22 protein-coding genes are annotated in these 26,491 nt (G+C 68.6%); 15 read left to right on the top strand and 7 right to left on the bottom strand.

Annotated features, from left to right (window positions below; all coding sequences use genetic code 11):
- Positions 1–7 precede the first annotated feature (7 nt).
- The 7 genes from KHO18_RS10135 (at position 8) to KHO18_RS10105 (ending at position 10,533) form a co-directional block, all read left to right on the top strand.
- On the top strand, positions 8–1,243 hold the full coding sequence (locus KHO18_RS10135) for a hypothetical protein (protein WP_211943112.1): 1,236 nt from the start codon (positions 8–10) through the stop codon (positions 1,241–1,243).
- A gap of 569 nt (positions 1,244–1,812) precedes the next feature.
- Complete coding sequence (locus KHO18_RS10130) at positions 1,813–4,632, top strand: ImcF-related family protein (protein WP_244844680.1); 2,820 nt, start codon at positions 1,813–1,815, stop codon at positions 4,630–4,632.
- Positions 4,625–6,190, top strand: coding sequence for a type VI secretion system protein TssA (gene tssA / locus KHO18_RS10125; RefSeq protein ID WP_211943110.1), 1,566 nt, complete (start codon positions 4,625–4,627; stop codon positions 6,188–6,190). Before KHO18_RS10130 ends, tssA begins: the two co-directional genes overlap by 8 nt.
- 12 nt (positions 6,191–6,202) lie before the next feature.
- A complete protein-coding gene (gene tssF, locus KHO18_RS10120; RefSeq protein ID WP_211943109.1) occupies positions 6,203–8,074 on the top strand; it encodes a type VI secretion system baseplate subunit TssF in 1,872 nt (623 codons plus the stop codon).
- A 62-nt stretch (positions 8,075–8,136) separates the two neighbouring features.
- Positions 8,137–9,117: a type VI secretion system baseplate subunit TssG gene (gene tssG / locus KHO18_RS10115; RefSeq protein WP_211943125.1), complete on the top strand. Its 981-nt coding sequence runs from the start codon at positions 8,137–8,139 to the stop codon at positions 9,115–9,117.
- Positions 9,118–9,134: 17 nt separating this feature from the next.
- Entirely contained in the window at positions 9,135–9,656 is a 522-nt protein-coding gene (gene tssJ, locus KHO18_RS10110) for a type VI secretion system lipoprotein TssJ (RefSeq protein WP_211943108.1), read from the top strand.
- A gap of 112 nt (positions 9,657–9,768) precedes the next feature.
- Entirely contained in the window at positions 9,769–10,533 is a 765-nt protein-coding gene (locus tag KHO18_RS10105; RefSeq protein ID WP_144197723.1) for a sulfite exporter TauE/SafE family protein, read from the top strand.
- Here the strand turns inward: KHO18_RS10105 and KHO18_RS10100 are convergent.
- Positions 10,530–11,159: a DUF938 domain-containing protein gene (locus KHO18_RS10100; RefSeq protein ID WP_144197722.1), complete on the bottom strand. Its 630-nt coding sequence runs from the start codon at positions 11,157–11,159 to the stop codon at positions 10,530–10,532. The genes KHO18_RS10105 and KHO18_RS10100 overlap by 4 nt on opposite strands.
- A gap of 134 nt (positions 11,160–11,293) precedes the next feature.
- On the opposite strand from KHO18_RS10100, the gene KHO18_RS10095 reads away from it, so the two are divergent.
- Together KHO18_RS10095 and KHO18_RS10090 are read left to right on the top strand one after the other, a co-directional pair.
- The gene (locus tag KHO18_RS10095) at positions 11,294–11,899 is read left to right on the top strand and encodes an IMPACT family protein (RefSeq protein ID WP_144197721.1); all 606 of its coding nucleotides are present in this window, start codon (positions 11,294–11,296) and stop codon (positions 11,897–11,899) included.
- Positions 11,892–12,206 carry a 2Fe-2S iron-sulfur cluster-binding protein gene (locus KHO18_RS10090; protein WP_144197720.1) on the top strand — a complete coding sequence of 105 codons (315 nt, stop codon included), beginning with the start codon at positions 11,892–11,894 and terminating at the stop codon, positions 12,204–12,206. Before KHO18_RS10095 ends, KHO18_RS10090 begins: the two co-directional genes overlap by 8 nt.
- A gap of 21 nt (positions 12,207–12,227) precedes the next feature.
- On the opposite strand, the gene KHO18_RS10085 is transcribed toward KHO18_RS10090, so the two are convergent.
- The 4 genes from KHO18_RS10085 to KHO18_RS10070 all read right to left on the bottom strand — a co-directional run bounded on the left by KHO18_RS10085 (position 12,228) and on the right by KHO18_RS10070 (position 15,741).
- On the bottom strand, positions 12,228–13,343 hold the full coding sequence (locus tag KHO18_RS10085) for an extracellular catalytic domain type 1 short-chain-length polyhydroxyalkanoate depolymerase (protein ID WP_144197719.1): 1,116 nt from the start codon (positions 13,341–13,343) through the stop codon (positions 12,228–12,230).
- A gap of 101 nt (positions 13,344–13,444) precedes the next feature.
- The gene (locus KHO18_RS10080; RefSeq protein ID WP_369823406.1) at positions 13,445–14,194 is read right to left on the bottom strand and encodes a sulfite exporter TauE/SafE family protein; all 750 of its coding nucleotides are present in this window, start codon (positions 14,192–14,194) and stop codon (positions 13,445–13,447) included.
- A 12-nt stretch (positions 14,195–14,206) separates the two neighbouring features.
- A complete protein-coding gene (locus KHO18_RS10075; protein ID WP_144197718.1) occupies positions 14,207–14,581 on the bottom strand; it encodes an antibiotic biosynthesis monooxygenase family protein in 375 nt (124 codons plus the stop codon).
- Between the two features lie 14 nt (positions 14,582–14,595).
- On the bottom strand, positions 14,596–15,741 hold the full coding sequence (locus KHO18_RS10070; protein ID WP_211943107.1) for a cytochrome P450 family protein: 1,146 nt from the start codon (positions 15,739–15,741) through the stop codon (positions 14,596–14,598).
- Between the two features lie 270 nt (positions 15,742–16,011).
- On the opposite strand from KHO18_RS10070, the gene paoA reads away from it, so the two are divergent.
- From paoA to paoC, 3 genes are read left to right on the top strand one after another with little or no spacing between them, the layout of a single operon-like run.
- Positions 16,012–16,668: an aldehyde dehydrogenase iron-sulfur subunit PaoA gene (gene paoA / locus KHO18_RS10065; RefSeq protein WP_144197716.1), complete on the top strand. Its 657-nt coding sequence runs from the start codon at positions 16,012–16,014 to the stop codon at positions 16,666–16,668.
- A complete protein-coding gene (locus tag KHO18_RS10060; RefSeq protein ID WP_144197715.1) occupies positions 16,665–17,615 on the top strand; it encodes an FAD binding domain-containing protein in 951 nt (316 codons plus the stop codon). The genes paoA and KHO18_RS10060 overlap by 4 nt, the downstream gene beginning before the upstream one ends.
- Before the next feature lie 16 nt (positions 17,616–17,631).
- A complete protein-coding gene (gene paoC, locus KHO18_RS10055; protein ID WP_211943106.1) occupies positions 17,632–19,845 on the top strand; it encodes an aldehyde oxidoreductase molybdenum-binding subunit PaoC in 2,214 nt (737 codons plus the stop codon).
- A gap of 24 nt (positions 19,846–19,869) precedes the next feature.
- Here paoC and KHO18_RS10050 read toward each other — a convergent pair whose 3' ends face one another.
- Positions 19,870–20,061 carry a hypothetical protein gene (locus tag KHO18_RS10050; protein ID WP_244844678.1) on the bottom strand — a complete coding sequence of 64 codons (192 nt, stop codon included), beginning with the start codon at positions 20,059–20,061 and terminating at the stop codon, positions 19,870–19,872.
- A gap of 514 nt (positions 20,062–20,575) precedes the next feature.
- On the opposite strand from KHO18_RS10050, the gene KHO18_RS10045 reads away from it, so the two are divergent.
- The 3 genes from KHO18_RS10045 (at position 20,576) to KHO18_RS10035 (ending at position 25,508) form a co-directional block, all read left to right on the top strand.
- Complete coding sequence (locus KHO18_RS10045) at positions 20,576–23,611, top strand: autotransporter outer membrane beta-barrel domain-containing protein (RefSeq protein ID WP_211943104.1); 3,036 nt, start codon at positions 20,576–20,578, stop codon at positions 23,609–23,611.
- 140 nt (positions 23,612–23,751) lie between these two features.
- Positions 23,752–24,693: a hypothetical protein gene (locus tag KHO18_RS10040; RefSeq protein ID WP_211943103.1), complete on the top strand. Its 942-nt coding sequence runs from the start codon at positions 23,752–23,754 to the stop codon at positions 24,691–24,693.
- A gap of 167 nt (positions 24,694–24,860) precedes the next feature.
- On the top strand, positions 24,861–25,508 hold the full coding sequence (locus KHO18_RS10035) for a response regulator transcription factor (RefSeq protein WP_144197710.1): 648 nt from the start codon (positions 24,861–24,863) through the stop codon (positions 25,506–25,508).
- Here KHO18_RS10035 and KHO18_RS10030 read toward each other — a convergent pair.
- Positions 25,505–26,404 carry a LysR family transcriptional regulator gene (locus KHO18_RS10030; RefSeq protein WP_144197709.1) on the bottom strand — a complete coding sequence of 300 codons (900 nt, stop codon included), beginning with the start codon at positions 26,402–26,404 and terminating at the stop codon, positions 25,505–25,507. The genes KHO18_RS10035 and KHO18_RS10030 overlap by 4 nt on opposite strands.
- Positions 26,405–26,491: the final 87 nt, after the last annotated feature.

Below are 26,491 nucleotides of genomic sequence, written 5' to 3'. Positions count from 1 at the left end.
GAAATTCATGCCCGTTGATTTCCGACGCATTCCGTCAAAGACCGTGGTGCCCGAGTTTCCACAATGGTCGGTCACCAAATGGGCGGTACTTTTCGTTGCCATTGTCGGCGGTGGGGCGGCGCTTGCACTCTATACGTGGCCCGCATCGCAGCCGACGAATACCCCTTGGTTTTGGGTTCGAATCGTGGGCTATCCGCTACTTGCGTGGGTATTCATTTGGAGTACGACGCTGGCAGGCGCACATACCCTCCGCAGCGTTGCCTCAGCAAAAAATGAAGTCAGTGAACGGCATGAACTGGCATGTCATGCACAGGCGAGTATGCCGCTGGCACTCCTCGGGCATGCATTGCGCTTTTCTACTGACGATGCGGAGAATAACGCACAGGCAGTCGTCGGAGGCCAGGTCCAAATGGTGGCGCGTGCCAGCGCGGCATTTCCCAAGTCCGCAACGACGTCGCGCTGGATCGCCATTCCGGAGAAGCCTTTCTATCCGGGGAATGAACTCTCAGAGCATTTCAGGCACGAGGTCATTACTGAACGGCTGATAGACGATCTCGTCGCTCGATTGCGCGGCGATCTCGGGCGGTTGCCTTCCGGTACATGTGTGCGAGTTCGATCCGTTGTCGCGTCTTCGCTGGCGAGCGAAGAAGTCTGTGCGGATATAGGAGAAAAACTTCGGGGCTGGTTCCCCGGTCTTTCCGTGGTCATGTCGAAAGACACCGATGCTCTCTCGTTGTTCAACGTCGACGCTTGGGCCGACGGCCTTTGGCAAAACGAAATCCAGCTTCTCGTCGCAATCCAACTGCGCCGAGCAATCAGTGAAGAACTCCCCGAAGGTTCCGCGGAAGCTGGCGTGGCTCTGTTAGTCGGTCCACCTTGCGATCATACGTCGATACCAACAGCACTGCACCTGCACCGCCCTGCCACGGGCAATGCGACATCCGCAAGTGAAATCTCCGCGTTGGCAACCCGCTGGGGCCGGAGCAAAGGCACCGACATTAGTGTCGTTTGGAGTGACGCCTTGACGGACGGAGCCATTGCACAACTCCGATCGACAGGCGTCGCAAGCGACAGCGCGATCTGGATCGATCTGCGTAGGACCATCGGCGACTGCGGCCACGCGGCGCCATGGCTGGGTGTCGCGCTGGCCGCCGAGCAGGCCGCGCAGACGGCCTCTCCCCAACTAGTTGTCGCCCAGGAAGGCGACCAAATCATCGCACTTGTGTGCCGCACGCAATCATGAACTCATCCAAGTCGTCAGGTGTGACGCTTTACCTTCGACTCGCGATACTTTCCCTCTTCGGTGCTGCGGGCGCGGCGATTTGGTTCGAAGGTGCAACGCTTGGTTTGTCGCCCGCGCACATCCATATGACACTTATCGCCTTGGGGACTGCATGCGTCGTATCACTGGTCCTCGCCAGCTACTACGAGTGGGTCTTGCTCAAGGTGGAGGAGTTGCGCGCTCGACTCAGGATATCTGAAACGCCACCCTCCTCCAATGAAGGCATCACGAACGTGAGCGGGCTTCATACGGTGGCAAGAACGCTTCGAGAAGAGCGGCTTGACTGGCGCTATCGCAAGCCATGGCTTCTGGTATTCGGCGATGTGTCGACGGTCGTCCGGCTGTTTCCTGAACTAGCCGAGCACGGGTGGCATCAATCCGACTCTGCCGTCCTCCTATGGAATCAAAGCGGTAACGGTGCTGAACCTGACGCAGCATGGCTCAAGCAGCTTCGGAAGCTACGCCGTCGCCGTCCCATCGATGCAGTCGTCATCATCAGAGACGCCGACCAAAAGAAGGAAGCGCGAGCCATGAGCCGAACCGGTCTTTCGCGTGTCGCCGAATATCTCCGCTGGTCCGCGCCCGTCTTTGCGCTCGAGGTAACACAGGCGCCCATCAGCAATGCGCCGATCCCAGTCGTCGGCTTCGACCTGGGCGCCAACCCCAACACCGCCGTCATCGAAGCTGTGCTTTCGGACCTACACCAAACCCTCGCCCGTCGCGGCACTGCGCAACTGATCGCCGACCACACCGACCGCTACATGGCAACGCTGTCCCAGCAACTGGACAAGCGCATCAACGGACTCGTCGAGTGGGTAACAGGGCTGATGAATTCCCGCAGCGGAGCTATTCCTCTTGCGGGGATCGTCTTTTCTCCGTATCCGCAGCCCGGCACCACCACCAACCTCCCCCTCTGGCAACACATCGCCGATTCCGCCCGCCGTCATCCCGGCCGGCGGGTCGGCTTCCATCCCGTCACCGTCTTTTCCACCATCGCCCTCGGCGCCATCGGCCTGTGGACGGCCGGGATGTTGCTGTCCGGCTATCAGAACGCCCGCAATATCCACACTGCACAGCGGGCTGTCGATGCCAGCGCCGCGGAACTAAGTGCCGCCGGGCAACTTCGCTCGCTCGTCAGCCTCCAACACCAGATCGCGCGTTACGAACCCCGCGCCGGCCATCGCGCGTCGCTCTCCACCCGCTTCGGGCTGAACCGCGATGACGCCCTGCTCGCAGCGCTGTGGAAGCCCTATGCGGCGGCCAGCCGCGAGCTTCTGGTCGGCCCGATCCAGCAGGATCTCGAAGATGTGCTCGTCGATCTCGCGCAGATGCCGGTGGATGGGCTCGACGCGCAGGGCAGCCAGTGGGCGCTGGGCGGCCATCAGACGCTCAAGACCTATCTGATGCTGGCCAACCCGGAGCGCGCCGAGCCAGACTTCCTGGCGCCGCAGCTGGTCCGGCACTGGCAGACGGAAGCCCGCATCACGCCGGGCGAGCGGGACGATCTGGCGGATCGGCTGCTAACGTTCCATGCCGCCCGCGTCAAGGCCCATCCCGACTGGCGCATCGAGGCGCGGCCCGAGCTGGTGGCCGGCGCGCGGCGCACGGTGCTCGCGGTAATCGGCCAGCGCAACGCGCAGGACACGATCTACCGCCAGGTGATCGATGGCATCGGCAACAAGTATCCTGATCAGACGCTGGTGTCGCTGACTCCCGGTACCGACGCACGGGGGCTGATCCGTGCCAATGCGCTGGTGCCCGGCGCCTACACCCGGCAGGCCTACGACGGCCACGTGGCCGAGGCCATTGCGCAGGCCGCCAAGCGCACGGAAGTCGCTAGCGATTGGGTGCTATCAGACGGCAATGCCCCGCAGTCGGCCAGCCCGAAGAACCTACAGGCCAGCCTCACCGCCCGGTATTTCGCCGACTACGCCGAGCAGTGGCAGCGCTTCATGAACAGCCTCCAGTGGGAGCCCGCCCCCACGCTGCCGGGCGCCATCGACCAGTTGAAGCTGATGGCCGATGCACGCCAGTCGCCAGTCATCGCGCTGATGAAGTCGCTGGATTACCAGGGCGGCGCTGGCGCGCACAGGGACTCGCTATCCGACACGCTGGTCGCCAAAGCGCAGGACATGCTCGGCAAGAAGGCCACCGGCCCCCAGGCCGTCAAGCCCGACACCGCCGGCCCGCTGGGCCCGACCTTCGGGCCAATCCAGCGGCTGATGGCCGTTGGTGAAGGTGCCGGCGGCGACATGAGCCTGCAGCGCTTCCTCGATCGCGCGACGGCCCTGCGGTTGCGGCTCCAGCAGGTCAGCCACAGCCCGGACGCCGACGCCCAGGCCCGCCAGATGGCGCAGGCGCTGTTCCAGGGCAAGGGCTCGGAGTTGGCCGATACCCAGGCGTACGCGCAACTGATTGCCGCAAGCCTCGGCGCCGAGTGGGCCGGGATGGGGGAGGCGCTGTTCGTGCGTCCCATCGCCCAGGCGACCCAGACCGTGCTCCAGCCGGCGCAGGCCAGCCTGAACGCCGCCTGGCGAGACAGCATCGCCATGGCATGGGGCCACGCCTTCGCCGGCCGCTACCCGTTTGCGGATACCGCCAACGACGCCTCGCTGCCGGAACTCGCCCGCTTCCTGCGCCCGCAGGGCGGGCTGATCCACGGCTTTCTCACCGCTCAGCTGGCCGGCGTGCTCGAACTGCAGGGCGATGCGTGGCAGCCCGCGGCGTCGGGCGGCCACGCGCTGGCGTTCGATCCGGCCTTCCTTGCGGCGATCAACCGGCTGCAGCGCATCGGCACGCGGCTGCTCACGCAGGGCGAACCCCGCTACCAGTTCGAGATGAAGCCCGTGCCGACGCCGGGCCTGACCGATACGCTGCTGACCCTGGACGGCCAGACCCTCCACTACTACAACCAGCGCGAACACTGGCAGGCCATGACGTGGCCGGCGAGCAACCTCGAGAGCCCCGGCACGCGCCTCCAGTGGCAGACCGAGACGGCCGCCACCAACAAGCATTACGAGTTCACCGGCCGATGGGGACTCGTCAGGATGCTCGAGCGGGCCAGCATCGAGCCGATCGACAGCGCCACGTTCCAGCTCACGTGGCAGGGGCAACCGGATAGCCCCGTCGTGGCCCCCGCGCCCGACCCCGCGCCGGACCCCGACAGCCTGACCCCGCGCGCTGCGATGCAGCCGCCAGCCAGGGATGTCACCTACCCCATCCGCTACCAGCTGCGCACCGAACTCGGCCATGGGCCGCTCGAACTGCTCTCGCTGCGCGACTTCGTGCTGCCGTCCCGGATCTTCCTCGACAAGCCCCAACCATCCACCACCAAGGGGAACGATGTTTAACCAGTTGCTCAACGCACTGTTCGGCACGCGCGCGCCGTCGGATCTGGCCCGGACGGCCATCGCGCGATGGGAGCCGTGGCTGAAGCCCATCCGCCCCGACGCACCCGCCGGGGACGATCCCGGCTACGACGACGATTTCCTCGCCATCAAGGACGAAGTTGCCAAGCTGTCCGATGTCAACGACACCCTGATCGTCGAGACGGCGGAGCGCCTGCTCCAGGGCACTGCCAAGGACGCGCGGATCGCTGCCTACTATCTCTACGCGCGCATGCGGCGGGACGGCGCCGAGGGCATCGCGTCCGGCTTCGAGCTGCTGTCGGCACTGGTAGACCGCTTTGGCACGCAGCTGCTGCCCGCCCGGGCCGAGAGCCGCAAGGCGGCGCTCGAGTGGCTCGCCAGCGCCACGTTCACGGATCGGCTCGACCGCGTGCACGGGCTGACCGGGCTGCCGCTGGAGCGCACGCTGTCGGCGCTGGCGCTGATCCTCGAGCGCACCGCGCAGTGGCCGGAGGCCGCCCGGCCGGCGCTGGACGCCCTCTTCCGGCGCTTCGAGGGCCGCGTGGAATCGCCCGCCGCCCATGACTCTGGCGCCGAGCCCGCGTCACCTGCTACGCCGATGGCGCTGCCCGCAGGCGACGTCTCCTCCTCGCGCGACCTGCTCGACCGCGCGCGCCAGATGGCCACGTTCCTGCGCGAGCAGCCGCAGGGCTATCTGGCCGCGTACCGGCTCATGCGCTGCGTCCGTTGGGACACGCTGACCGAGGCGCCGCCGCACGAGCCCAGTGGCAAGACGCGACTGGTGGCCCCACGCGCCGAACTGCGCGCCCAACTCAAGCGCCTGCTGTTGCAGAAGCAGTGGCCGGAACTGCTCGACCGGCTCGAACGCGCCTTTGCCGAAGGCGCCAACCATTTCTGGCTGGACCTCCAGTACTACGCCTTCACCGCGCAGGACCAGGCCGGCGGCGACTACGCGCGCGTACGGGACCTGCTGGCCACGGACTGCGCATTGATGCTGGAGCGGCTACCCGGCATCGAGCAACTGAGCTTTGCCGATGGCACGCCGTTCGCGGACGACACCACGCTCGAATGGATCGCACGCCATGCCACCGTGCGCGATGTCGAGCGGGGCGACGCCGTGGCGCCGGTGTCGGTCTCGTCCGCCAGCACCGACTGGGCGGAGACCGAGGCCCAGGCGGCCGATCTCGCCGCGCAGCAGAGCCTGGACGCGGCGTTCGCGTGGCTGCAAGGGCTGCCCCTGCCCGATGGCGAGCGCGACCGCTTCATCCGCCAACTGGTGATGGCACGCGTGGCCGCCCGCGCGGACCGTGCCGATACCGCGCTGCACCTGCTCGCCACGCTCGAAGCCACCGCCGCGCGCTTCCAGCTGGCCGCGTGGGAGCCGGGCCTCGCGTTCGAGGCCAAGCAGCAACTGCTGCGGCTGCTCCGGGCGCGCCTGTCGCGCAAGGACGCCGACAAGCCCGCCATCGCCCATCGCATCGACACCCTGCTGGCCGATCTGATCGCCCTCGACCCGGCGCGCGCCATCGCCACCGCCTAGCCTTCCCGAGACATGAAGCACCCGACCCAAGACAACGAGATCCTGCGCTACTACGAAGCGGAGATGCGCTACCTGCGCGAAGCGGGCACCGAGTTCGCCCAGGCCTACCCAGACCGCGCGCGCATGCTGAACCTGGATCGCATCGGGGAGCGCGACCCGCACGTAGAGCGGCTGTTCGAAGGCTTCGCCTTCCTGATGGGGCGCCTGCGTCACAAGCTGGACGATGAACTGCCAGAGTTGACCGAGGGCCTCGTCAGCATGCTATGGCCCCACTACCTGCGCATGATCCCGTCGCTCTCGATCATCGAGATGTCCCCGGCCATGGGCACGCTGCAACGCCACGAGGTGCTGCCGGCCGGGCTGGAAGTCGTTTCCGACCCGGTGGCGCTCGGCGCGCAGCCGGCGCGCGGGCAGAGCGGGCAGAGCGGCCAGGGCACCCCGGGCAACCCCGGCGATAGCGTCGACTGTATCTACCGCACCACGCAGTCCGTCGACCTGTATCCGCTGCGCCTGACCGAAGCGGCCACCTACACGCGCGAGGATGGCCGCTCGGTGATCCGCCTGCGGCTGGCGCTGCAGGCGCAGGCCAAGATCGCGCTGCTGGAGGTGCCGCGCCTGCGGCTCTTTCTCCATGCCGACCGCCCGCTGGCGCTCGCCCTGTACGCCGCGCTGACCGCCACGCCGGTGGCGATGCACGTGCGGGTGCCCGGCCACCCTGCCGACCGTCCCGGCACGCCCCTGCCCATGCCGGGTCTGTCCCTGCGGCCGGCCGGCTTCGCCGCCGACGAACGGCTGTGGCCCAAGCCGGACAACGCGTTCGGCGGCTACCAGCTGATGCTCGAATACTTCACGTTCCCCGAGAAGTTCATGTTCGTGGACCTGTTCGGGCTCGACCTCCCCGCCATCGCCCGGCTGGCGCCGGAGACGGAGCAGTTCGATGTCGAGGTCGTGCTCGCCCGGCCATTCCCCGATGACCTGCGCTTCTCCGCCGAGAACGTGCGGCTCCATTGCGCGCCCATCATCAACCTGTTCGAACTCGAGGCCGACCCGGTCACCCTCACGCACCACGAAACCGAATACCGCGTGCGGGCGATGGCGCAGCATGGCCGGCATGTGGAGGCGTACTCGGTGGACACCGTGCGCGGCTTCGAGGCCGCCAGCGGCGAGCGCTTCGAGTACGCACCGTTCGCGGCGTTCCGGCATCGCGGCGGCATGCTGCGCCACGAGATGCCCGAGCGCTACTTCCACACGCGCGTGCGGCGCGGGCCGTCGGGCCAGGTGGACACCTGGCTGGTGCTCGGCGGCCATGCCTGGGAGACGCAGGACGCGCTGCCCGAGGAGACGCTCTCGCTGTCCGTCACCGGCACCCACGGCATGCTGCCGCGCAAGGGCCTGCGTGAAGCCGGCATCACACAGATGCGCGGCGGCTTCACCAACGTGGCGTCGATCCGCAACCTCACGGCGCCGACGCTGCCCGTCTATCCGCCCACCGGCGACCGCTTCCACTGGCGCGTGCTCTCGCATCTGGCGCCGAACTACCTGTCGCTGCTCGATGCCGAGGTACTGCGCGGCACGCTGGCGCTCTATGACTGGACGGACGGCGAGACCAACCGGCAGCGCATCGACGCCATCACCGAGGTGCGGCACCGCCCTCTGCAGAAGCTGGAGAGCGGCGGGCTGCTGCGCGGCGTGGAGATCGAGGTCTGGCTGGACAGCACGCGCTTTGCCGGCGCGGGCGACCTCGAACTGTTCGGCGAGATGCTGAACCGCTTCCTGTCGCTGTACGCCACGCTCAATCTCTACACGCGGCTCGTGATCGTCTCGCAACCGTCCGGCCAGCGGCTGGCGTGGCCGGACAGCAAGGGCCAGGGGGCGCCGTTTTGAACGCACCGGACAACCGGGCGCCCCGCCCGCTGAGCGAGGCATTGCTGGCCGATGCCCCGCGCATGAACTTCTTCCGCCTGTGCGAGTTGATCGAGCTGGCGGCGCCAGGCCACCCGCCGCTCGGCACCACCGATTCGCCGGCCAATGAGCCGGTGCGCTTCCGCTCGAACGGCCGGCTCGGCTTTCCGGGCCGCGAGATCGACGCCGTGGAGCGTGACCCGGACCACCCCGACGCGCCACCCGTGGTGCGCACCAATTTCCTGGGGCTGTATGGCGTCGATGCCCACATGCCGTCGTATTTCGTCGACGAAGTGGCCCAGCGGCGCGATGGCGCGGAGCCGCTGGCGGCCTTCCTCGACCTGTTCCACCACCGCATCGTCACGCAGTTCTATCGCGTGGCGCGGAAGTACCGCTACCCGCTGGGCTTCCGGCGCGACGGCGGCGACGAGGTGTCCCGCTACCTGCTGAGCCTGCTCGGGCTCGGCCTTGGCGGGTCCGCTGTCAGCGACACCGTGCCCACCCAGAAGCTGCTGTCGATGCTGGGGCTGGCCAGCCAGCGCACCCGCACGGCCGAGGGCCTCGCTGGCGTGCTGCAACACGCCGTGCCCGACGCAGGCGTGCGCGTAGACGAATTCCATCCGGTCTGGACCCGCCTGCCGTCGGACGCGACCGAGCGCAGGCCGCTCGGGCAGAACTGTGTACTCGGGCGCGGCTTCTTCGACCGCGCGAATGCCGTGCGCGTGGTCATCACGCCCCGTACGGCGGACCTCGTGCAGGGCCTGATGCCCGGCCACGCCCAGCACCGGGAGGTGATGACCCTGCTGCGCTTCTACCTCGGCCACACGGCGCATGCCTGTATCGAAATGCACGTGCACACGTCCCTGATGCCGCCGCCGGCGCTGAACGACGGCGCGGTGCGGCTGGGCTATTCCACCCAGCTGCGGGCGCCCGCGGAGTCCGTGACCCGGGTGCAACTGGGCACCTGGAATGGCATCGTCCAACCCGCCGCGCGCCCGGAGCGCCACCCCTCCAGCCACCACTAATCATGAGGACAAACACGATGAGACAGCCGTTCCGCATCGGGGCCCTGTTCCTGTGCGCCAGCCTCGCCGCAGGGTGCGGCGTCGGCCAGGCCGTGAAGGACAGCACCGTGGAGGCCGCGAAGTGGGCCTTCACCACGCAGGTCAAGACGATGAATCTCGACCTCGCCAGCCGGACGTCATTGAACGCCACCGACGCCGGAAAGTCCTTGTCGACGGTGGTCCGGGTCTATCAGCTGAAGACGCCGGACGCCTTCCGCGAACTGAGCTACGCCCAGCTCCAGACCAATGACCTGACGGCGCTGAAGCCCGACCTGCTGGCCCAGCGCGATGTCGTCCTGCGCCCGGACGAGCGGGTCAGCCTGGCCGAGCCGATGCATGCCGACGCCGAATTCGTCGGCATCGTCGCCCTGTTCCGCAACCCGGACGAGGAAGCCGGCTGGAAGCTGGTGGTGCCCCGGCGGCAATGGAAGCAGACCGATCCGGTCAGGGTGGAGGTGCGCGCCAATACGCTGGCGTTGGCTGCGCCGGCGAAGGGGTAGTTAACGGATCGCTAAAGGGCAGCCCCGGGCGGCGGCCATGTATCCCCCAATGTCCGCGTATCATCGACGCCCTTCGCCCCCTCTTCGCGCCCCTGACGCCCCCGGATTCACCATGCCTGACCATTCGTTGCTGTCCGCCCTGCTCATCTTCGGACTTGGAGGGCTGCTCGGCGGGGTCGGGGGCCTGTTCGGCATCGGCGGCGGGCTGATCGCCATCCCGGCCCTCGGGCTGCTCTACGGGATGGACCAGCAGCTCGCCCAGGGCACCTCGCTGGTGATGATCGCGCCCAACGTGGTGATCGGCTTCTGGCAGTACCGCAAACGGGCCGATATCGAACTGCGCACTGCCATCGTGCTCGGTCTCTCGGCCGTGCTGGCCACCTACTTCTCCGCCCGGCTGGCCACCGCCATGGACGCCCAGCTCCTGCGCCGGATTTTCGCAATCTTCATGATCGGCCTCGCCCTGTACTTCTTGTGGCGCCTGATGCCCGGCCGGGCCGTGACCCAGCAGCAGGCGCGGCTGTCGTCGCGCTGGATTCCGGCTGTGGGCGTGGTGGGCGGGGCGTTCTCGGGGTTCTTCAGCGTGGGCGGCGGCGTGGTGGCCGCGCCGGCGTTGGTCGGCCTGTTCGGCATGCGGCAGGCCGCCGCGCAGGGGCTGGCGCTGGCGCTGGTCACGCCGGGCGCCGTGGTCGCGCTGATGACCTATGCCCAGGCCGGCCATGTCGACTGGACCAGCGGCATCCCGCTCTCGCTCGGCGGCATGCTGACGATCTCCTGGGGCGTGGCGCTGGCGCACCGGATGCCGGAACGCCGCCTGCGCGCCGCGTTCGCCGTCTGCCTGATCGCCACGGCGGTGGTCATGCTCGTACGCGGCTAGCCTGCCGCCGGCTTGCGGAAGACCAGACTGAAGTTGTTCGCCGGCATCGGGATGGGCGCGTCGCAGGTCATGCCCTGGGCCGCACCGAGCGCGATCACCGCTTCCATGTCGCGCACGCCCCATTCGGCATCGGCGGCACGCAGTTGCGCGTCGAAGGCCGCGTTGCTGGGCGCCGTGTGGGCGCCGTCGCGCTTGTAGGGGCCGTAGAGGTAGAGCACGCCGCCCGGCCCGAGCCGCTTGCCGGCACCGGCGAACAGCGCCTCGGCGGCCGCCCACGGCGAGATGTGGACCATATTGATACAGACAATGGCGGACACGGCGTCAATGCCCCAGGGTTCCGCGCGCACGTCGAGGGCCAGCGGCGGCAGCACGTTCGTCGTCCCGGCGTGGACTGCCCAGGCCGCAATCGACTCGCGCCAGGTGGCATCGGGGTCGCTCGGCTGCCAGGTGATGCCCGGCAGCGCGGCGGCGAAGTGGACAGCGTGCTGGCCGGTGCCGCTGGCGATCTCGAGCACCGTGCCGCTGGTCGGCAGCACCTGGCGCAGCACGGCAAGGATCGGCTCCCGGTTGCGCTCGGTGGCAGGCGCCATGCGGCGCGCGGCGAGATCGGGGGACGGGCGGGTCATGGGCGCTCCTGTTTTCGCGGGTAACAGGCGCAAGGGTAGCAGGCACGGCGCCTCTGCGCGGTCAGACGCCCCGGCTGCGCTACACTCCCTCTCCTGCCCAGTCACCCCGCCGGTTTCGGCCGATTTCCGCCGCCTTGCCCACCTACACGCTTGCCACCCCCGTGCACTCGGACCTCGAGATCCGCAAGAGCCGCTTTATCGGCCTGGCCACGCCCGTGCCAGACCGCGAGGCCGCCATGGCGGTGCTCCAGGACCTGCGCGCGCAGCACCCAGCCGCCACCCATGTGTGCTGGGCACTGCTGGCGGGTGGACAGTCCGGCATGTCCGATGACGGCGAGCCGTCCGGCACGGCGGGCCGGCCGATCCTCGAAGTGCTGCGCCACCATGATCTCGATGGCGTGCTGGCGGCGGTGATCCGCTACTACGGCGGGGTCAAGCTGGGTGCAGGCGGCCTCGTGCGCGCCTATACCGATGCGATTGCCGCCGCGCTCAAGGACGCCGAGCGCGTGGAGCGCATCGCCTACGCCACGCTGGACGTCGAGGTGGACTATGCCGACGAACCGCGCGTGCGCCGCTGGATCGAATCGATGGCCGGCGAGGGCTGCACGCTGGCCGACACCCAGTATGGCGCGCTGGCCCGGCTGGTAATCCGCCTGCCGGCCACGCTGCGCGAGCCCGCCATCGCCACCCTGCGCGACGCCACCCATGGCCGCGCCCGGTTCCCGGAAGCCGATGCCTGACCAGGACGACATCATCTCGGACGACAGCGCAGAATTCACCGCCCACGTGCTGCCCGGCGAGACACGCTACGCCGCGCCGGCCTCGCTGAGCCTGCTGGAGGCGGCCCTGCTCGAAGGCGTCGCCCTGCCCAGCTCCTGCCGCAACGGCACCTGCCGGGCCTGCATCAGCCAGCTTCACGCGGGGAGCGTGCGCTATCGGATCGAATGGCCGGGACTCAGTGCGGATGAGAAGGACGAGGGCCTGATCCTGCCGTGCGTGGCGTGCCCGACCAGCGACGTGGCCTTCGAGCCCGTCGGCACGAACTAGGCACCCGGGTAAATCGCCCCATCAAGCCAGCCCGCGCCCGTTCACGGAGAAGAAGCGCAGGGCGATCTTGAGCGCATCCGGGCCGGTCGGATCGGCAAAGGCCTGACCCGGCGCGCCGCCGCTCCAGGCGTGCCGCAGCCCCTCCACCCTGACCAGCCGCATGAAGGGCCGCACGCCGGCCTGCCAGTCGAAGACATCGACCGCGCGCCGGGTGCCGCGCCGCACGCGCCGGGGCGGCATGGCCTTCGGGGCGACCGCACCAGGCGGCAGCAGCTCCAGCCACAGCGCGGCGGCCGAGGTGGCGTTGTCGTAGGTGACCACGGTGTCGTCATCGCCATGCAGCAGCAGCAACGGCGGCGGACGACGGCCCGCCAGCGCCAGCCGGGCCGCCACGGCGTCCGGCACGCGCTCGCCGCGCATGGCGCGCGGGGCCTGGGCTGCGTTGACGGCGCTATAGGGCACGGCGCCCGAGTGCGAGCCCACGGCGGCAAAGCGGTCGGGGTAGCGCAGGCCCAGCATCATCGCCATCGCCCCGCCCGCCGACAGGCCCAGCGCGCAAACCCGCTCGCCGATGATGGCGTAGCGCCGGCAGACATGGTCGATCATCGACATCAGCAGCGCTGCCTCGGATGCGCCCCGGGCGTCCGGCCGGAACCAGTTCCAGCAGCGCTGCGAGTTCGCCTGCACCGACTGCTCGGGCATCAGCACCACCCAGCGCGCGTCGCGCGCCACGGTGGTCACGCGCGCGCAGGCGGCAAAACTGGCGGCGTCCTGCCCGCAGCCGTGCAGCAGCACCAGCAGCGGGGCGGGACGCGCGGCGCTCACGCCCGGCGGCACGAAGATGCGGTAGCGCCGCTGGCCCAGCGCGCCAAGGCCGAGGGTGAAACCCCAGACCCCTTCCTCCCAGACCCCGCCGCCCTTGCTGACCGGCGACGGCGCGGGCGTGACCACTCCGGTCAGCGCCCGATGCGCAGCCTTGCCCACGGCACGGCCCACGGCCTCGCTCACGGCGCTGCCCTGCTGCCTGGCCGTCTTCAGCACGGAATTGGTCACCGTGCGTTGCAGGCGCCGGGCGCTGCGCGCCGCCTGCTTGCCCAGCGTTGCCCACAGTTGGGTAGTACCCCTGCGCCGTGTCATGCCGCATCGCCCTTTCGTCGTCTGGTGCCATGGCGGATGCCACGTTGCGATCCTGCACCAGTATCCGCGGCGATTGTGTCAGGTTTTCATGCCAGGGCCGGTCAGACAATGCCGCGCAGCGCCAGATCCGCCCCCAGCAGCAGCAATCCGCAGAAGAACAGGCGCCGGAAGCGCTCCGCGCTGATCCGGTGCCGCAGCCACTGGCCAAGGAACATGCCGCCCAGCGCCGGCACCAGCGCCAGCAGCGAGGCCCCCAGCACCGGCGTATGGAGCAGCGCGCCGCCCAGCGCCAGGCTCACGGCCAGCGCGATGGTCGAGACCGTGAACGACAGCCCCAGCGCCTGCACCATGCTTTCCTTGTCGAGGCCGAGCCCCTGCAGGTAGGGCACGGCGGGGATGACGAAGACCCCGGTCACGGCGGTGATCGCCCCCGTAACCAGCCCGGCCAGCGGCGCCATCCAGCGCTCCGCCCGGGGCGGCACCACCAGCCGCACCGCGGCGAGGCCCATCACGGCATAGACGATCAGCGCCACGCCGAGGGCGTTGGTGGCGTGGTCCATCATCCTGGCCGGCACCAGCGCGGCGCACAGCCACGTGCCGGCGCAGATGGTGACCAGCATCGGCCACAGCCGCAGCAGCAGCTGGCCGAAGCGCGGGCCGCTGAACAGCTGCACGACGTTGGTGACCATGGACGGCGCCACCAGCAGCGCGGCGGCCTGCACGGGCGGCATGACCAGCCCGAGCAGGCCCACCGCCACGGTCGGCAGGCCAAGGCCCACCACGCCCTTGACGAAGCCGGCCAGCAGGAAGGTCAGGCCGATAAACGCGAATTCGGGACCGACGTGGAACATCGACAGGCTCCCTTAGCGCGGGGTGGACACACCGTTGGGCACATCGGCGTGCACGGCCCGGCTGTCCGCCGGCGCCTCGTCACGCTCGTGCAGGCCGTAGTCGCGCAGCACCTGGGCCACGCGCAGCCGGTAGTTGGCGAACACGCCGCCGCGCCCGGCCGCCTGCGCCTGGCGGTGGTCGAGCGTGTTGCGCCAGGCGATGACCGCCGCCTCATCACGGAAGAACGAGAGGGACAGCAGCTTGCCGGGCGTGGTCAGGCTCTGGAAGCGCTCCACCGAGATAAAGCCGTCGATGGCCTCGAGGGTCGGCTTGAGGTGGGCGGCGATGTCGAGGTAGGCGTCCTGGCGGCCCGGCGCGGGTTCGACTTCAAAGATCACGGCAATCATGGGGGCTCCTCTACTTAATAGTGGGATGGTGTGAACAGCGGAATGCGCGCGTTCACGGATGGACGATAGCGCAAGCCGCGCAGCAGGCGGCGTGGGTTCACATCGCGCTGGAGCAGGCTGTCGACGGTGACCGCCGCCAGAAGACGCGCCAGCGCGTCGCCGGGGCAGCCGTGGCGGCCGGTGCCGAAGGTCCACGGCCGGTCCGCCGGGTCCGCCCGCGCTGCCGGGTCATGCGACGCGGCGGCCAGCAGCACCAGCACGGCATCGCCGGTCTTCAGGGATTCGCCGCACAGCGTGGCGTCTGCGGCCAGGAAGCGGCGCGTGTTCTGCACTGGCGGATCGGTGCGGGCGACGTCCGCGACCAGTTGCTCCACATCCCCCACATCGCCCATTTCGCCCATTTCGCCAGTCCGGCCCAGCCGCACCAGCGTATTGCCGACCAGCCCGGCCGTGGCCTCGCAGGCCTGGATCATCAGGCCGATGGCGTTGGCCAGCAGCGTGGCGGGGTCGATGTCGGCCTCGCCAGCGGCCTGCGCCATCGCCGCGAGCAATCCGCCCGGCGCTGCGTTCTCCCCCGCCCAGCGCGTCAGCCATTGCGCGGCCACGGCGCCCGCCTCCACATCGGCGGGTCGGGCCAGCGGCGACATGGCCGCCGCGAACGTCGCCACGAAGCCGGCCACCCGTGTGGACACATGGCCGGCTTCGTCCCGCTCCAGCGGCAGCCCGAGCAGGTCCGCCACGCAGAGCACGGGCAGCGTGAACATCCAGCGATTGGCCTCGTGGGCGTCGTCCGCCTCCACGCGCGGCAGGTGCGCGGCCAGCGCGCGGACGCGGAGGCGGGCGGCAGGGAGGTCGATGCCCGCCATCGCCCGCAGGACCACGGTCTTGAGCGCCGCATGAGGCGCCCCGTCCGTCATGCGCACCAGCCGGCCGAACAGGTCGCCCGCCGGGGTGCCGGCCAGCGCGGGCGGCACCGGCTGGGCCGTCGGGCGGACCCGGCAGTCAGGATGGGCGAGCACCTCGGCCACCGTGTCGGCGCTGGCCGCCACCCACAGGCCCAGCGCGGCATCGCGGTGAAACGGCCGCGTGGCGGCCAGGTGCCGGTAGTACGGATAGGGGTCCGCATCGGTGACGGCGGCAATCGGATCGGCAACGTTCATGGGGGCGGCTCCGTGGCGAATGGATGCAGTGTGCGTCACGCCGCGCCGCCGATGCTTCATGGCGGCGTGAAACGTCGAATGCGGGCAGGCGGGCCTGACAACGGCGCGGGCGCGCTCGGGCATGTTTTGTGCGCCGTTCTGCCCGCACCGGCAGACGCCCCGTGCAGCCGCCCCGCGCGGCCGGCCCGCGCCGTGTAAGAACTGCGCGCAACCGTCGCCACATTGCAATTTCGGGCGTCCGCGTCCGACATCACAAGGAATCCCCCACCCATGGAAGACTTCCGCGACCCTCTCAAGCTATCGCGGCGCGAGTTGCTCAAGGCGAGCGCGGTCTCGGTGACCGCCGCCGCCGTGCCGGGCGCCGCCACCGGCCGGCCCGCCGGCGCGCCCTCCCCCGCCACCACGCGCCCGCCCATCTCGCACAAGGTGTCGCTGATCGTCAACGGCCAGCGGCGCGACCTTGACCTCGATACCCGCACCACGCTGCTGGACGCCCTGCGCGAGCACCTGCACCTGACCGGCACCAAGAAAGGCTGCGACCACGGCCAGTGCGGCGCCTGCACGGTCATTGTCGATGGGCGCCGGCTGAACTCGTGCCTGACGCTGGCGGTGATGCACCACGAGGCCAAAATCACGACGATCGAGGGCCTGGGCACGCCCGAGCGCATGCATCCGATGCAGGTGGCCTTCGTGAAGCATGACGGCTACCAGTGCGGCTACTGCACGCCCGGCCAGATCTGCTCCGCCGTGGCCGTGCTCGACGAGATCCAGGCCGGCATACCGAGCCACGTCAGCGCCGACCTGAACGCGCGCCCGGCCCTGAGCGCCGAGGAGATCCGCGAGCGGATGAGCGGCAACATCTGCCGCTGCGGCGCCTACGCCAACATCCTCGACGCCATCGGCGACGTCGCCGGGAGGAAAGCATGATCCCCTTTACCTACGAACGCGCCCAGTCGCCGGCGCAGGCCGCCGCGTCCGCCACGCGCATCCCGGGCAGCCGCTTCATTGCCGGCGGCACCAATCTGCTCGACCTGATGAAGCTCGGTATCGAGACCCCGCTGCACCTGATCGACGTGAACGGCCTGGCGCTGGACAAGATCGAGGCCACCTCTCAGGGCGGGCTGCGCATCGGCGCGCTGGTCCGCAACACCGACCTCGCCGCCGACCCGCGCGTGCGGCGCGACTACGGCGTACTGGCGCGCGCGCTGCTGGCCGGCGCCTCCGGGCAGTTGCGCAACCGCGCCACCACGGCGGGCAACCTGCTGCAACGCACACGCTGCCCGTATTTCTACGATACGGACCAGCCCTGCAACAAGCGCGCGCCGGGCAGCGGCTGCGCGGCCATCGGCGGCGTGACGCGGCAGCATGCGGTCATCGGCGCCAGCAACGCGTGCATCGCCACGCATCCGAGCGACATGGCGGTGGCCATGCGCGTGCTCGACGCCACGGTGGAGACCGTCAACCCGAAGGGCGCCACGCGTGTCATTCCCATCATCGATTTCCACAAGCTGCCGGGCAACACGCCGCATATCGAAACCGCGCTGGAGCCGGGCGAGCTGATTACCGCCGTGACGCTGCCTCCGCCGGTAGGCGGCGCGCAGCTGTACCGGAAGGTGCGCGACCGGGCCTCGTACGCATTCGCGCTGGTGTCCGTGGCCGCCATCGTGCAGCGCGACGGCACCGGCCGCGTGGCCGTGGGCGGTGTGGCGCACCGGCCGTGGCGCCTGGAAGCCGCCGAGACCGAGTTGCCGCGCGGCGCCCAGGCCGTGACCCAGCGCCTGTTCGCGGACGCCCGGCCAACCCACGACAACGCCTTCAAGGTGCCGCTGTTCCAGCGCACCCTCGCCGCCGTGCTGGCGCAGGCCCGCACCTGACCGGAGGAGACGGACGATGAAATTCGATACCCCCGCCACCACCAACCCGATCGACCAGCTCCGCGTGGTTGGCAAACCCACGGACCGCATCGACGGCCCCCACAAGGCCACCGGCACCGCGCCCTATGCCTACGAGCGGCACGACGTGGCGCGCAACCAGGCGTACGGCTATGTGGTGGGCGCCGGCATTGGCAAAGGCCGCATCATGTCGATGGACACCACCGCCGCGCGCCGCGCGCCCGGCGTGCTGGCCATCGTCACCGCCGCGAACGCCGGCAAGCTCGGCAAGGGCCAGCGCAATACCGCCGCGCTGCTCGGCGGCCCGGAGATCCAGCACTACCATCAGGCCGTGGCACTAGTGGTAGCGGAAACCTTCGAGCAGGCCCGCGCGGCGGCGCAGATGATCCGCGTGCGCTACACCGCCGGGAAAGGCGCGTTCGACCTGGCCGCCGCGCGCGATGCGGCCGTCGCGCCGAAGGGCGATGACTTTTCGGGCAAGCCGGAAACGGCCGTGGGCGACTTCGCCGGCAGCTTCGCGGCGGCGCCGGTGCAGTTGGACGCCACCTACACCACGCCCGATCAGTCGCACGCGATGATGGAGCCGCACGCCTCCATCGCCGCCTGGAACGGCGACAGGCTCACGCTGTGGACGGCCAACCAGATGATCGCCTGGGGCCGCGAGGACCTGGCGGCCACGCTCGGCATCCCCAAGGAAAACGTGCGCGTGATCTCGCCCTATATCGGCGGCGGCTTCGGCGGCAAGCTGTTCGTGCGGGCCGAGGCGCTGCTCGCGGCGCTGGGCGCGCGCGCGGCCGGGCGCCCCGTGAAGGTGGCGCTGACGCGGCCCCTGATGTTCAACAACACCACGCACCGGCCGGCGACGATCCAGCGCATCCGCATCGGCACCACGCGGGACGGCAAGATCACGGCCATCGCCCATGAAAGCTGGTCGGGCGACCTGCCCGGCGGCGGACCCGAGACCGCCGTGCAGCAGACGCGCCTGCTCTACGCCGGCGCCAACCGGATGACCGCGCTGCGGCTGGCCACGCTGGACCTGCCCGAAGGCAACGCCATGCGCGCGCCGGGCGAGGCGCCGGGCATGATGGCGCTGGAGATCGCCATCGACGAGATCGCCGAGAAGGCCGGCATCGACCCCGTGCAGTTCCGCATCCTCAACGACACGCAGGTGGACCCGGAAAAGCCCGCGCGGCCATTCTCGCAGCGGCAGTTCGTGCAATGCCTGCGGCTGGGCGCCGAGCGCTTCGGCTGGCAGGCGCGCAACCCCAAGCCCGGCGCGACGAAGGCGGGGCAATGGCTGGTCGGCATGGGCGTGGCGTCGGCGTTCCGGAACAACCTGGTCATGAAGTCCGGCGCGCGCGTGGGGGTGGACAAGGGCGGCCGGGTCATCGTGGAGACCGATATGACCGACATCGGCACGGGCAGCTATACGGTCATCGCCCAGACGGCCGCCGAGATGCTGGGCGTGCCGATCGAGCAGGTGGTGGTGCGGCTGGGCGATTCATCGTTCCCGGTGTCGGCGGGGTCCGGCGGCCAGTGGGGCGCCAACAGCGCCACCTCAGGCGTCTATGCCGCCTGCGTGAAGCTGCGCCAGCTGCTGGCCCAGCGTGCCGGCCTGAGCGTGAACGCCACGGACGCGGTGTTCGAGGGCGGCCAGATCCGCGCCGGAGGCCGCAGCGTGCCGCTGGCGCAGGCGGCGGGCGAAGGCGTGACCGCCGAGGACACCGTGGAGTTCGGCGATCTCGACAAGCAATACCAGCAGTCCACCTTCGGCGCGCATTTCGTCGAGGTGGGCGTGGACATGGCCACTGCCGAAATCCGCGTGCGCCGCATGCTGGCCGTCTGTGCGGCGGGCCGGATCCTGAATCCGAAATCGGCGCGCAGCCAGGTGATCGGCGCCATGACGATGGGCGTGGGCGCCGCCTTGATGGAGGAACTCGCCATCGACAAACGCGTGGGCTTTTTCGTCAATCACGACCTCGCCGGCTACGAGGTGCCCGTGCACGCCGATATTCCGCACCAGGAGGTGATTTTCCTGGACGAGGTGGACCCCATCTCCTCGCCCATGAAAGCGAAGGGCGTGGGAGAACTCGGCATCTGCGGCGTGGGCGCGGCGGTGGCCAATGCCATTTACCACGCCACCGGCGTGCGGGTGCGTGACTACCCGATCACGCTGGACAAGCTCCTGGCGGGCATGCCGACGATGGTCTGACCAACCGCGCCCAATACCCGTCCGTCACGCCTTGCGCGAGGGACGGGTATCGCGCAGTGCCGAAGGCCGCACTTCCTGCAGCGATCGCAGGGAGCGCTGTGCGTCCTCCACCGCTTCAAGCCCCTCCCGCAGGCGCGTGCAGGCGTAGCCGAGGCGCGCCTGCACCTCGGGATCCAGTGAAGACAGACGCTCCAGGGCGTCCAGTTCCGTCTGCAAGTGGCCAATCATCCGTCGTAATTGCGCCGTGCTATGAGATGCGAGTGACTGGATGGCCATTCGTAATCCCCTATCGCTAAGATGCAAAATGAGAAGGGCAGTGCCCATCCTAATACCCTAGGGCGAGCCGCCCAGATTTCCAGCGCTGTTACATATATGTCGGGAGCCCCACGGGAAAATCCGGCATTGCGCTGGCGAGTGAGCATCCCCTTTCGCTGTCACCCCCGCCAGTTCTGTATTTTTTGCATGAGGGACCGCTACATGGATAATAAATGACAATCGCAACATTGCGTTATATCGAGGCGGAAAATAAATATCAGACAATGCAGGAAAATAAATACCCCGCACTATCACTAATCCACTTTCTCAACCCCTTCGCATCACATACACTGCCTTTCAATTCCACCCAATAATCTTCTGATAATCCAATATCGCCCATTATCAAACATATTGGATTCAGTTTCCGATCCGTGGGAAATTGCCGATGCCCGTTCCGTCCCGAGTTCGCATCGCTGTGCTTCTGTTGTTTGCCACCGCCTTCCGGCCCCTTCAGGCGACTGACCTGACGAGTTCGGAGGTGGGCTACAAGCTGAGCCGCGCCGACAATCCGTTTGTCGTGGTGCCCGGGGCGATCATCGACACGCGCGGGAACGGCGCCGTCGCCATCGACGCCTCTGGCAGTTCCGGGTGGTCGTTGACCAACAACGGCACCGTCTACGGCGGCTACAACGCGGTGCACCTCCCCTTGGGCACGCTGACCAACTTCGGCGTGCTGGCGAGCCCCAGTACCACCGCGGTGGCGATGTTCGCCGGCGGCACCGTGGTGAATCAGGCCGGCGCGGTGATCGCCGGCAAGCTCGACGGCATCTACCTCGGGCAGTCGGGCAGCATGGTGATCAATGCCGGCGACATCGCCGGCGACGTATTCGACTACTCCAGCACGCAGGCCGCCATCCATTTCGCCGAGAGCGGCACCGTGGTCAATCTGGCGACGGGCCGCATCGTGGGGCATGCGCACGGCATCCTGGCCACGCCCGCCCTCACCCTCGACAACGCCGGCCTGATCGCGTCGGACGAGGGCGCGGCCATCGACCTGGACACCGGCCCCAGCGCACCGGCCTCCATCGTCAACAGCGGCACGATCGACGGGCGCAGCGGCGTGGCGATCTCGTTCGGCCCGGCGGATGACCGGATAGAGATCACCGGCACCTCGCGGATTACCGGCATCGTGGACGGCGGCGCGGCGGCCAGCGCCGGCAACACGCTGGTGCTGGGCGGCGCCGACGCCGGCAGCTTCGACGTCTCCACGCTCGGCCCCACCGCGCAGTACCGGAACTTCGGCATCCTCCAGAAACAGGGCACCAGCGTCTGGACGCTGACGGGTGCGAACGCGGACGAACAGGCGTGGCAGATCGGCGGCGGCGGTGTCGTCGTCGCCGGGCAACTCGCCGGCAGCCTGACCGCCCAGCCCGGCGTGACCGGCCTCTATATAGAAGTCGCGCCAGGGGGCGTCGTCCAGTCGCCGACAACCAGCGCCATCTCGCTCAACGGCGGGAGCCAGATCGTCAATGCCGGCACGATCGCGGCCAGCGGCGCGAACATCCCCGCCATCCGCATCGATGGCGCGGACGGTCCGGCCAGCGTGGTCAACCAGCCGGGGGCGACGATTGCCGGCAGCCAGGGGCCGGCAATCGTCGCGGGCGCCAACGTCGCCATCGTCAACGCGGGCACGCTGACCGGCAGCGGTGTCGCCGTGCAGTTCACCGGGGCGAACAGCACGCTGACGCTGGATACCGGCAGCGCCATATCGGGCGACCTCGACGGTGGCAACGGCGCCGGCAACGCCCTGATCCTGCAGGGCAGCGGCAGCCTGCCCGGCCGCGCCTATGGCTTCCCTGCGCTTTCGATGCGTGGTGCGGACTGGTCGCTCGACGGCACCTCGGAGATCGGGACATCGGCCACCGTCGAGACCGGCACCCTGCGCGTGAACGGCACGCTCGCCAGCCCGGCGGTGGCGGTGTCGCCCGGCGCGGCGCTGGCCGGTACGGGCACGGTGCAGGGCGCTGTCAGCGTGCAGGGCATCGTCGCACCCGGGAACGCCGTCTTGCCGACCACGCCGCGGGCGCCGTTGTCGGTCGGCACGCTGTCCATCGCGGGCAGCTACAGCCACGCGGCCAGCGCCGTGTATCAGGTCGATATCTCGCCCACCAGCAATGACCTGATAGATGTCACCGGCCCCGCCGCGCTGGCCGGCGGCACGGTGCAGGCCCGCCTGCGCGCGCTGTCGCTGCGTCCTGCCGATACGTATCGCATCCTGACGGCCTCGGGCGGGCTGACCGGCACGTTCGCGGGCGTGACCACGCTCAATCCGTTCGCCACGCCGTCCCTGGCCTACGATGCCAACAACGCCTATCTCGTGGTCAAGCGCGGTTTCGCGCTGGCCGGCGGTACACCGAACGAGATCGCCGTGGAAACTGCCCTGGACCGCGACGCCTTCGCCGCAGGCACCAACAACGCGCCGAGCCGGGATTTCTTGGCAGTGGCCGTCGACCTGTTCAACGTGGAAGGCGCAGCGGCCTACGCGGCGATCGACCAGTTGAGCGCGGAAGCCTACGCCGCGCTGCCGAACGCCCACTACGCGGCGGCGCGGGCGGGGATGAACGCCATCGACACCCGGCTCGCGGACGAGACCTGCACCCCTGCGGCGCCGGCGGCGCGCTTCTGCGCATGGGCCACCGTGCTGGGCAACACCGGCCGCATCGGCGGCTATGACACGTGGCTGTCGCAGGACATCAACCTCGCGGGCGTGATGGCCGGGGTCGACTATCAATGGACGCCAGCCTTCGTCGGCGGGATGGCATTCGGCTACCTCCACGGCAATACTTTCACCCACAGCCTGCCGGTGCACGGCCAGTTCGACAGCTATCAGGCCGTGCTTTATGGCCGCTACACGGCGGGCCGCTTCTGGTTCCGCAAGGCGCTGGGCTATGCGCGCAATATCGACGACATGCGCCGCGACATCACGTTTACCGAGGTGCCCCGCACGGCCACCGGCAGCACGCACGGCAACCAGTTCTTCGCCGCCCTGCGCACCGGCGTGGACCTGCCGCTGGCCCTGCCCGGCGTGCTGTCGCCGTTTGCCGGCGTGGAAGGGCAGGCGGTGAAGTTATCCGGCACGACGGAAACCGGGGCGGACAGCGTCAACCTCGTGCTGCCCTCGCGCTCGACGAATTCGGTCCGCTCGCTGCTCGGCACCGAATGGCGCCACCTGTTCGACGGACCGGCAGGCGCCTGGCGCATCCACGCGGCGGCGGCCTGGGTGCACACCTTCGGCACGAACACGCAGTCCATCACCGCGCGTTACGCCGGCGCCCCGGCCACCGACTTCACGGTGCATGGCAGCGGCCAGAACCGCAATGCCGCCCAACTCCGTCTGGGCATGAGCGTGAGCCCCACGCCACGTAGCCGATTGTCCATTCGCTACGACGGCGAACTCGGCACCCACGGCAGCACGCATGGCGGCGCGGTGAGCATCTCGCATCACTGGTAGTCCCTCGACTCGCAATTCATCCAATCCGGTGGAAGCGATGACCGCAGCCCCGGCTGCGCAGCTTGCTTTTTCAGGAAACAGCGATGGTGACATCACGGCTAAGCGGCTAACGTAGGCCATGACTTTCACATCTATCGCATATGCACAAAAATTTTCCGCTGGAGATTGAGACAGACCATCCGGGCCAGCCGGGCAACAATCCTGCCGAAATGGAGGTTGCCCTGCTCAGGAATCGGTACTGCAAGACGATGGCCGAGTTCTTCGAGGCACCGGCCTCGGTATCGCTGCCGCGCGCGGCGCGGGCGATGTATCGGCTGGGCCGCGTACGGCAGTGGCAGGCCATCAACGCCACCGCGCGCGGCGCACCCGCGCCAAATGTGGGCAACCTGCGCTCCGGGGTGCTCGAGAGCCTGGCCGGATCGCACGCCATGGTCGTGCATCGCAGGCACTGGTATGGCACCCACTATAACAAGACGGACCTGTCGGACCTGGCGCTCCAGGTTGCAATGCTGCTCGCGCTCGACTGGCGCGATCTCGGGACGTTCGCGCTGCGGGAATGGTTCGGCCAGCACTCCGAGCTCGACAACCTCTACCAGCCGACGCTGAGCGGCGCGGCCGGCATGATCGTCGGGGTTGCCGGCCAGGCCCTCGATATCAAGGTACCGGAGGCCACGTTCCGCGCCACGGAAGCACCGCTTGCGGCCATGACCTCGCAGTGGCGCGACAACGAAACCGCCTTCGTGGAACTGGCGCTCCAACTGGCCGACCGCCATCTCGCCCAAAGCCACGGCCACTCGCCCACCGCGCTCGCGGACTTCGACCAGCCGGTGGAACAGGCCGTGCCAGTCGAACTGTTGATGCTGTTGCGCCTGCGCGGCTATGCCGCCATCCCGCGCTGGCTGGCCATCCATCCGGCAATGGCACATCCGGCCGTGAGCATGCCCACCCCCGCCTCCCCGGTGCCATCGCAGCGCTGCGACCAGTTCGTCATGCAGACCGCTCGCCTCCTGCCCGAATATCAGGCATTGTGCGCGGCCATCGCGGCCCAGCAGGCCAGCCTGCGCGCCAACCGCTTCCGATAGAGCCCTGCCCCGCTCGCCCCGCAGCCGCCACGTGCCTGCCGGGCGAGGTCTCTGGCCCCGTGTTGGCCTCTCCTCGACCACCCGTTTGACCCCGTTTGACTCCGTTTGACCCCCGTTTTACCCGCTTGACCACCCATAGCAGCATCGACCTGTTCGGAGACTACGTTATGACATTGATGGCCAATCGAATTGCGGTCGCAGACGACCACCCCCTCATCCTCAAAGCACTGCATGACTGCCTGGACCTGACGCCGGGGTTCGAAGTGGTCTGCGCATGCGCCAATGGCAGCGCGTTGATCGACGCGCTGGCCCATACCGAGGTCGACATTATCGTGACGGACTTCGCCATGGGGCAGGGGGATCACGGCGTTGACGGCTTCAACCTGCTGAAGCAGCTGATCGAGCACCACCCCAAGGCCCACGTTGTGGTAATCAGCGGCCAGATGAACCCGGGCATCGTCGCCCGCGCCATGAATCTGGGCGTGCGCGGGTTCGTCAGCAAGCAGGACGAACTGGATGAAGTGGTTCAGGCCTGCGTGCACGTGGCCACCACGACCGAATGCTTCTACTCCTCGACCATCCGCACGCTGCTGAATGCCTCCGGCGCCATGAAAAAGCCGGTCCATGACCTCACCCCGCGCGAGATGGAAGTGGTCCGCCTCTATGTTCAGGGCTTGCAGCTGCAGGAGATCGCCGCCCGGGTCGGGCGGTCGATCAGCACCGTCTCGTCGCAAAAGTCCACGGCCATGGACAAGCTCGGGGTCAACAAGAATACCGACCTTATCCGCTACGCCTACGAACACGGCCTGCTCTAGGTGCCCCGCCGTGCTGCGCGATCCTGCAGAAACGCGATCAGCGTGACCACGGCGCGCGTCTGGTAGCGCGCCGGCATATAGAGCAGATACATGGTGGTCCGGAGGAAGGACAAATCCTCCGCCGGCAGCGGCAGGCGCAGCAGCGCCCCCGTGGCGAGGTCCTGGTCCACCATGTAGTGCGGCACCAGTCCAACCCCCAGCCCCTGGAGGATGGCATCGCGCAGGAAGAAGAAATTGGCCGACATCAGCCTGGGCCGGATGTCGAGCTGCCGGCTTGCCGGACCCGGCCGCCCCGCCGCATGCAACTTCTGCCCCGTCAGTTCCGAAGTAATCAGCGGCAGGTCCTTGAACTGCTCCAGCGTCTGCGGCATGCCGCAGGTGCGCACCAGGTCCGGCGTGGCGCAGGCCACGTACTCGACGTCGCCAAGGCTGCAGGCCACGGCGTTGGTGGGCGCATCGCCCATCACGCGCACGGAGAAATCCACCGCACCCTTGATCAGGTCGTCGATGTCGTTGTCGAACACCACGTTCAGCGTGATGGCCGGATACAGGTTCATGAACTCGATGAACCACGCGGACATCGTGTGCTGGCCGAAGCCGCTCGGCACGCTGAGCCGGACCGTGCCGCTCAGCCGCTTCCCCAGGCTCTCCACCGACTCCTGCGCCGCCATCACTTCGTGGCGAATGGCCCGGGCGTGCTCATACAACTGCCAGCCCAGCTCCGTCGGCTCCAGCTGCCGCGTGGTGCGACGCAGCAATTCCGCACCAATCTGCCGCTCGAAGTGGTTGAGGCGCTTGCTGACGTTGGCGCGGCTCATGCCCAGTTGCGCGGCGGCACGGCTGAGATTGCCGGCCTCGATGATGTCCACCAGCAGGGAAAGCCCGTTCAGGTCCATTGTCAACTTTCCATATTCATATGCGTTGCTAATTGGTAGCAATTGTCAATCATTCGGAACATATAGACAATGCGCTGACAGGAGACA

This window comes from Cupriavidus campinensis (assembly GCF_905397395.1).
GTDB lineage: Bacteria > Pseudomonadota > Gammaproteobacteria > Burkholderiales > Burkholderiaceae > Cupriavidus > Cupriavidus campinensis.
Note: the sequence above shows the minus strand (reverse complement) of the source record. Positions and strands in the feature narration are given on the sequence as shown.

Coding starts and splice junctions, on each gene's coding strand:
- KHO18_RS10135 (WP_211943112.1), top strand. CDS start 8: ATGCCCGTTGATTTCCGACGCATTCCGTCAAAGACCGTGGTGCCCGAG.
- KHO18_RS10130 (WP_244844680.1), top strand. CDS start 1,813: ATGAGCCGAACCGGTCTTTCGCGTGTCGCCGAATATCTCCGCTGGTCC.
- tssA (WP_211943110.1), top strand. CDS start 4,625: ATGTTTAACCAGTTGCTCAACGCACTGTTCGGCACGCGCGCGCCGTCG.
- tssF (WP_211943109.1), top strand. CDS start 6,203: ATGAAGCACCCGACCCAAGACAACGAGATCCTGCGCTACTACGAAGCG.
- tssG (WP_211943125.1), top strand. CDS start 8,137: ATGAACTTCTTCCGCCTGTGCGAGTTGATCGAGCTGGCGGCGCCAGGC.
- tssJ (WP_211943108.1), top strand. CDS start 9,135: ATGAGACAGCCGTTCCGCATCGGGGCCCTGTTCCTGTGCGCCAGCCTC.
- KHO18_RS10105 (WP_144197723.1), top strand. CDS start 9,769: ATGCCTGACCATTCGTTGCTGTCCGCCCTGCTCATCTTCGGACTTGGA.
- KHO18_RS10100 (WP_144197722.1), bottom strand. CDS start 11,159: ATGACCCGCCCGTCCCCCGATCTCGCCGCGCGCCGCATGGCGCCTGCC.
- KHO18_RS10090 (WP_144197720.1), top strand. CDS start 11,892: ATGCCTGACCAGGACGACATCATCTCGGACGACAGCGCAGAATTCACC.
- KHO18_RS10085 (WP_144197719.1), bottom strand. CDS start 13,343: ATGACACGGCGCAGGGGTACTACCCAACTGTGGGCAACGCTGGGCAAG.
- KHO18_RS10080 (WP_369823406.1), bottom strand. CDS start 14,194: ATGTTCCACGTCGGTCCCGAATTCGCGTTTATCGGCCTGACCTTCCTG.
- KHO18_RS10075 (WP_144197718.1), bottom strand. CDS start 14,581: ATGATTGCCGTGATCTTTGAAGTCGAACCCGCGCCGGGCCGCCAGGAC.
- KHO18_RS10070 (WP_211943107.1), bottom strand. CDS start 15,741: ATGAACGTTGCCGATCCGATTGCCGCCGTCACCGATGCGGACCCCTAT.
- paoA (WP_144197716.1), top strand. CDS start 16,012: ATGGAAGACTTCCGCGACCCTCTCAAGCTATCGCGGCGCGAGTTGCTC.
- KHO18_RS10060 (WP_144197715.1), top strand. CDS start 16,665: ATGATCCCCTTTACCTACGAACGCGCCCAGTCGCCGGCGCAGGCCGCC.
- paoC (WP_211943106.1), top strand. CDS start 17,632: ATGAAATTCGATACCCCCGCCACCACCAACCCGATCGACCAGCTCCGC.
- KHO18_RS10040 (WP_211943103.1), top strand. CDS start 23,752: ATGCACAAAAATTTTCCGCTGGAGATTGAGACAGACCATCCGGGCCAG.
- KHO18_RS10035 (WP_144197710.1), top strand. CDS start 24,861: ATGACATTGATGGCCAATCGAATTGCGGTCGCAGACGACCACCCCCTC.
- KHO18_RS10030 (WP_144197709.1), bottom strand. CDS start 26,404: ATGGACCTGAACGGGCTTTCCCTGCTGGTGGACATCATCGAGGCCGGC.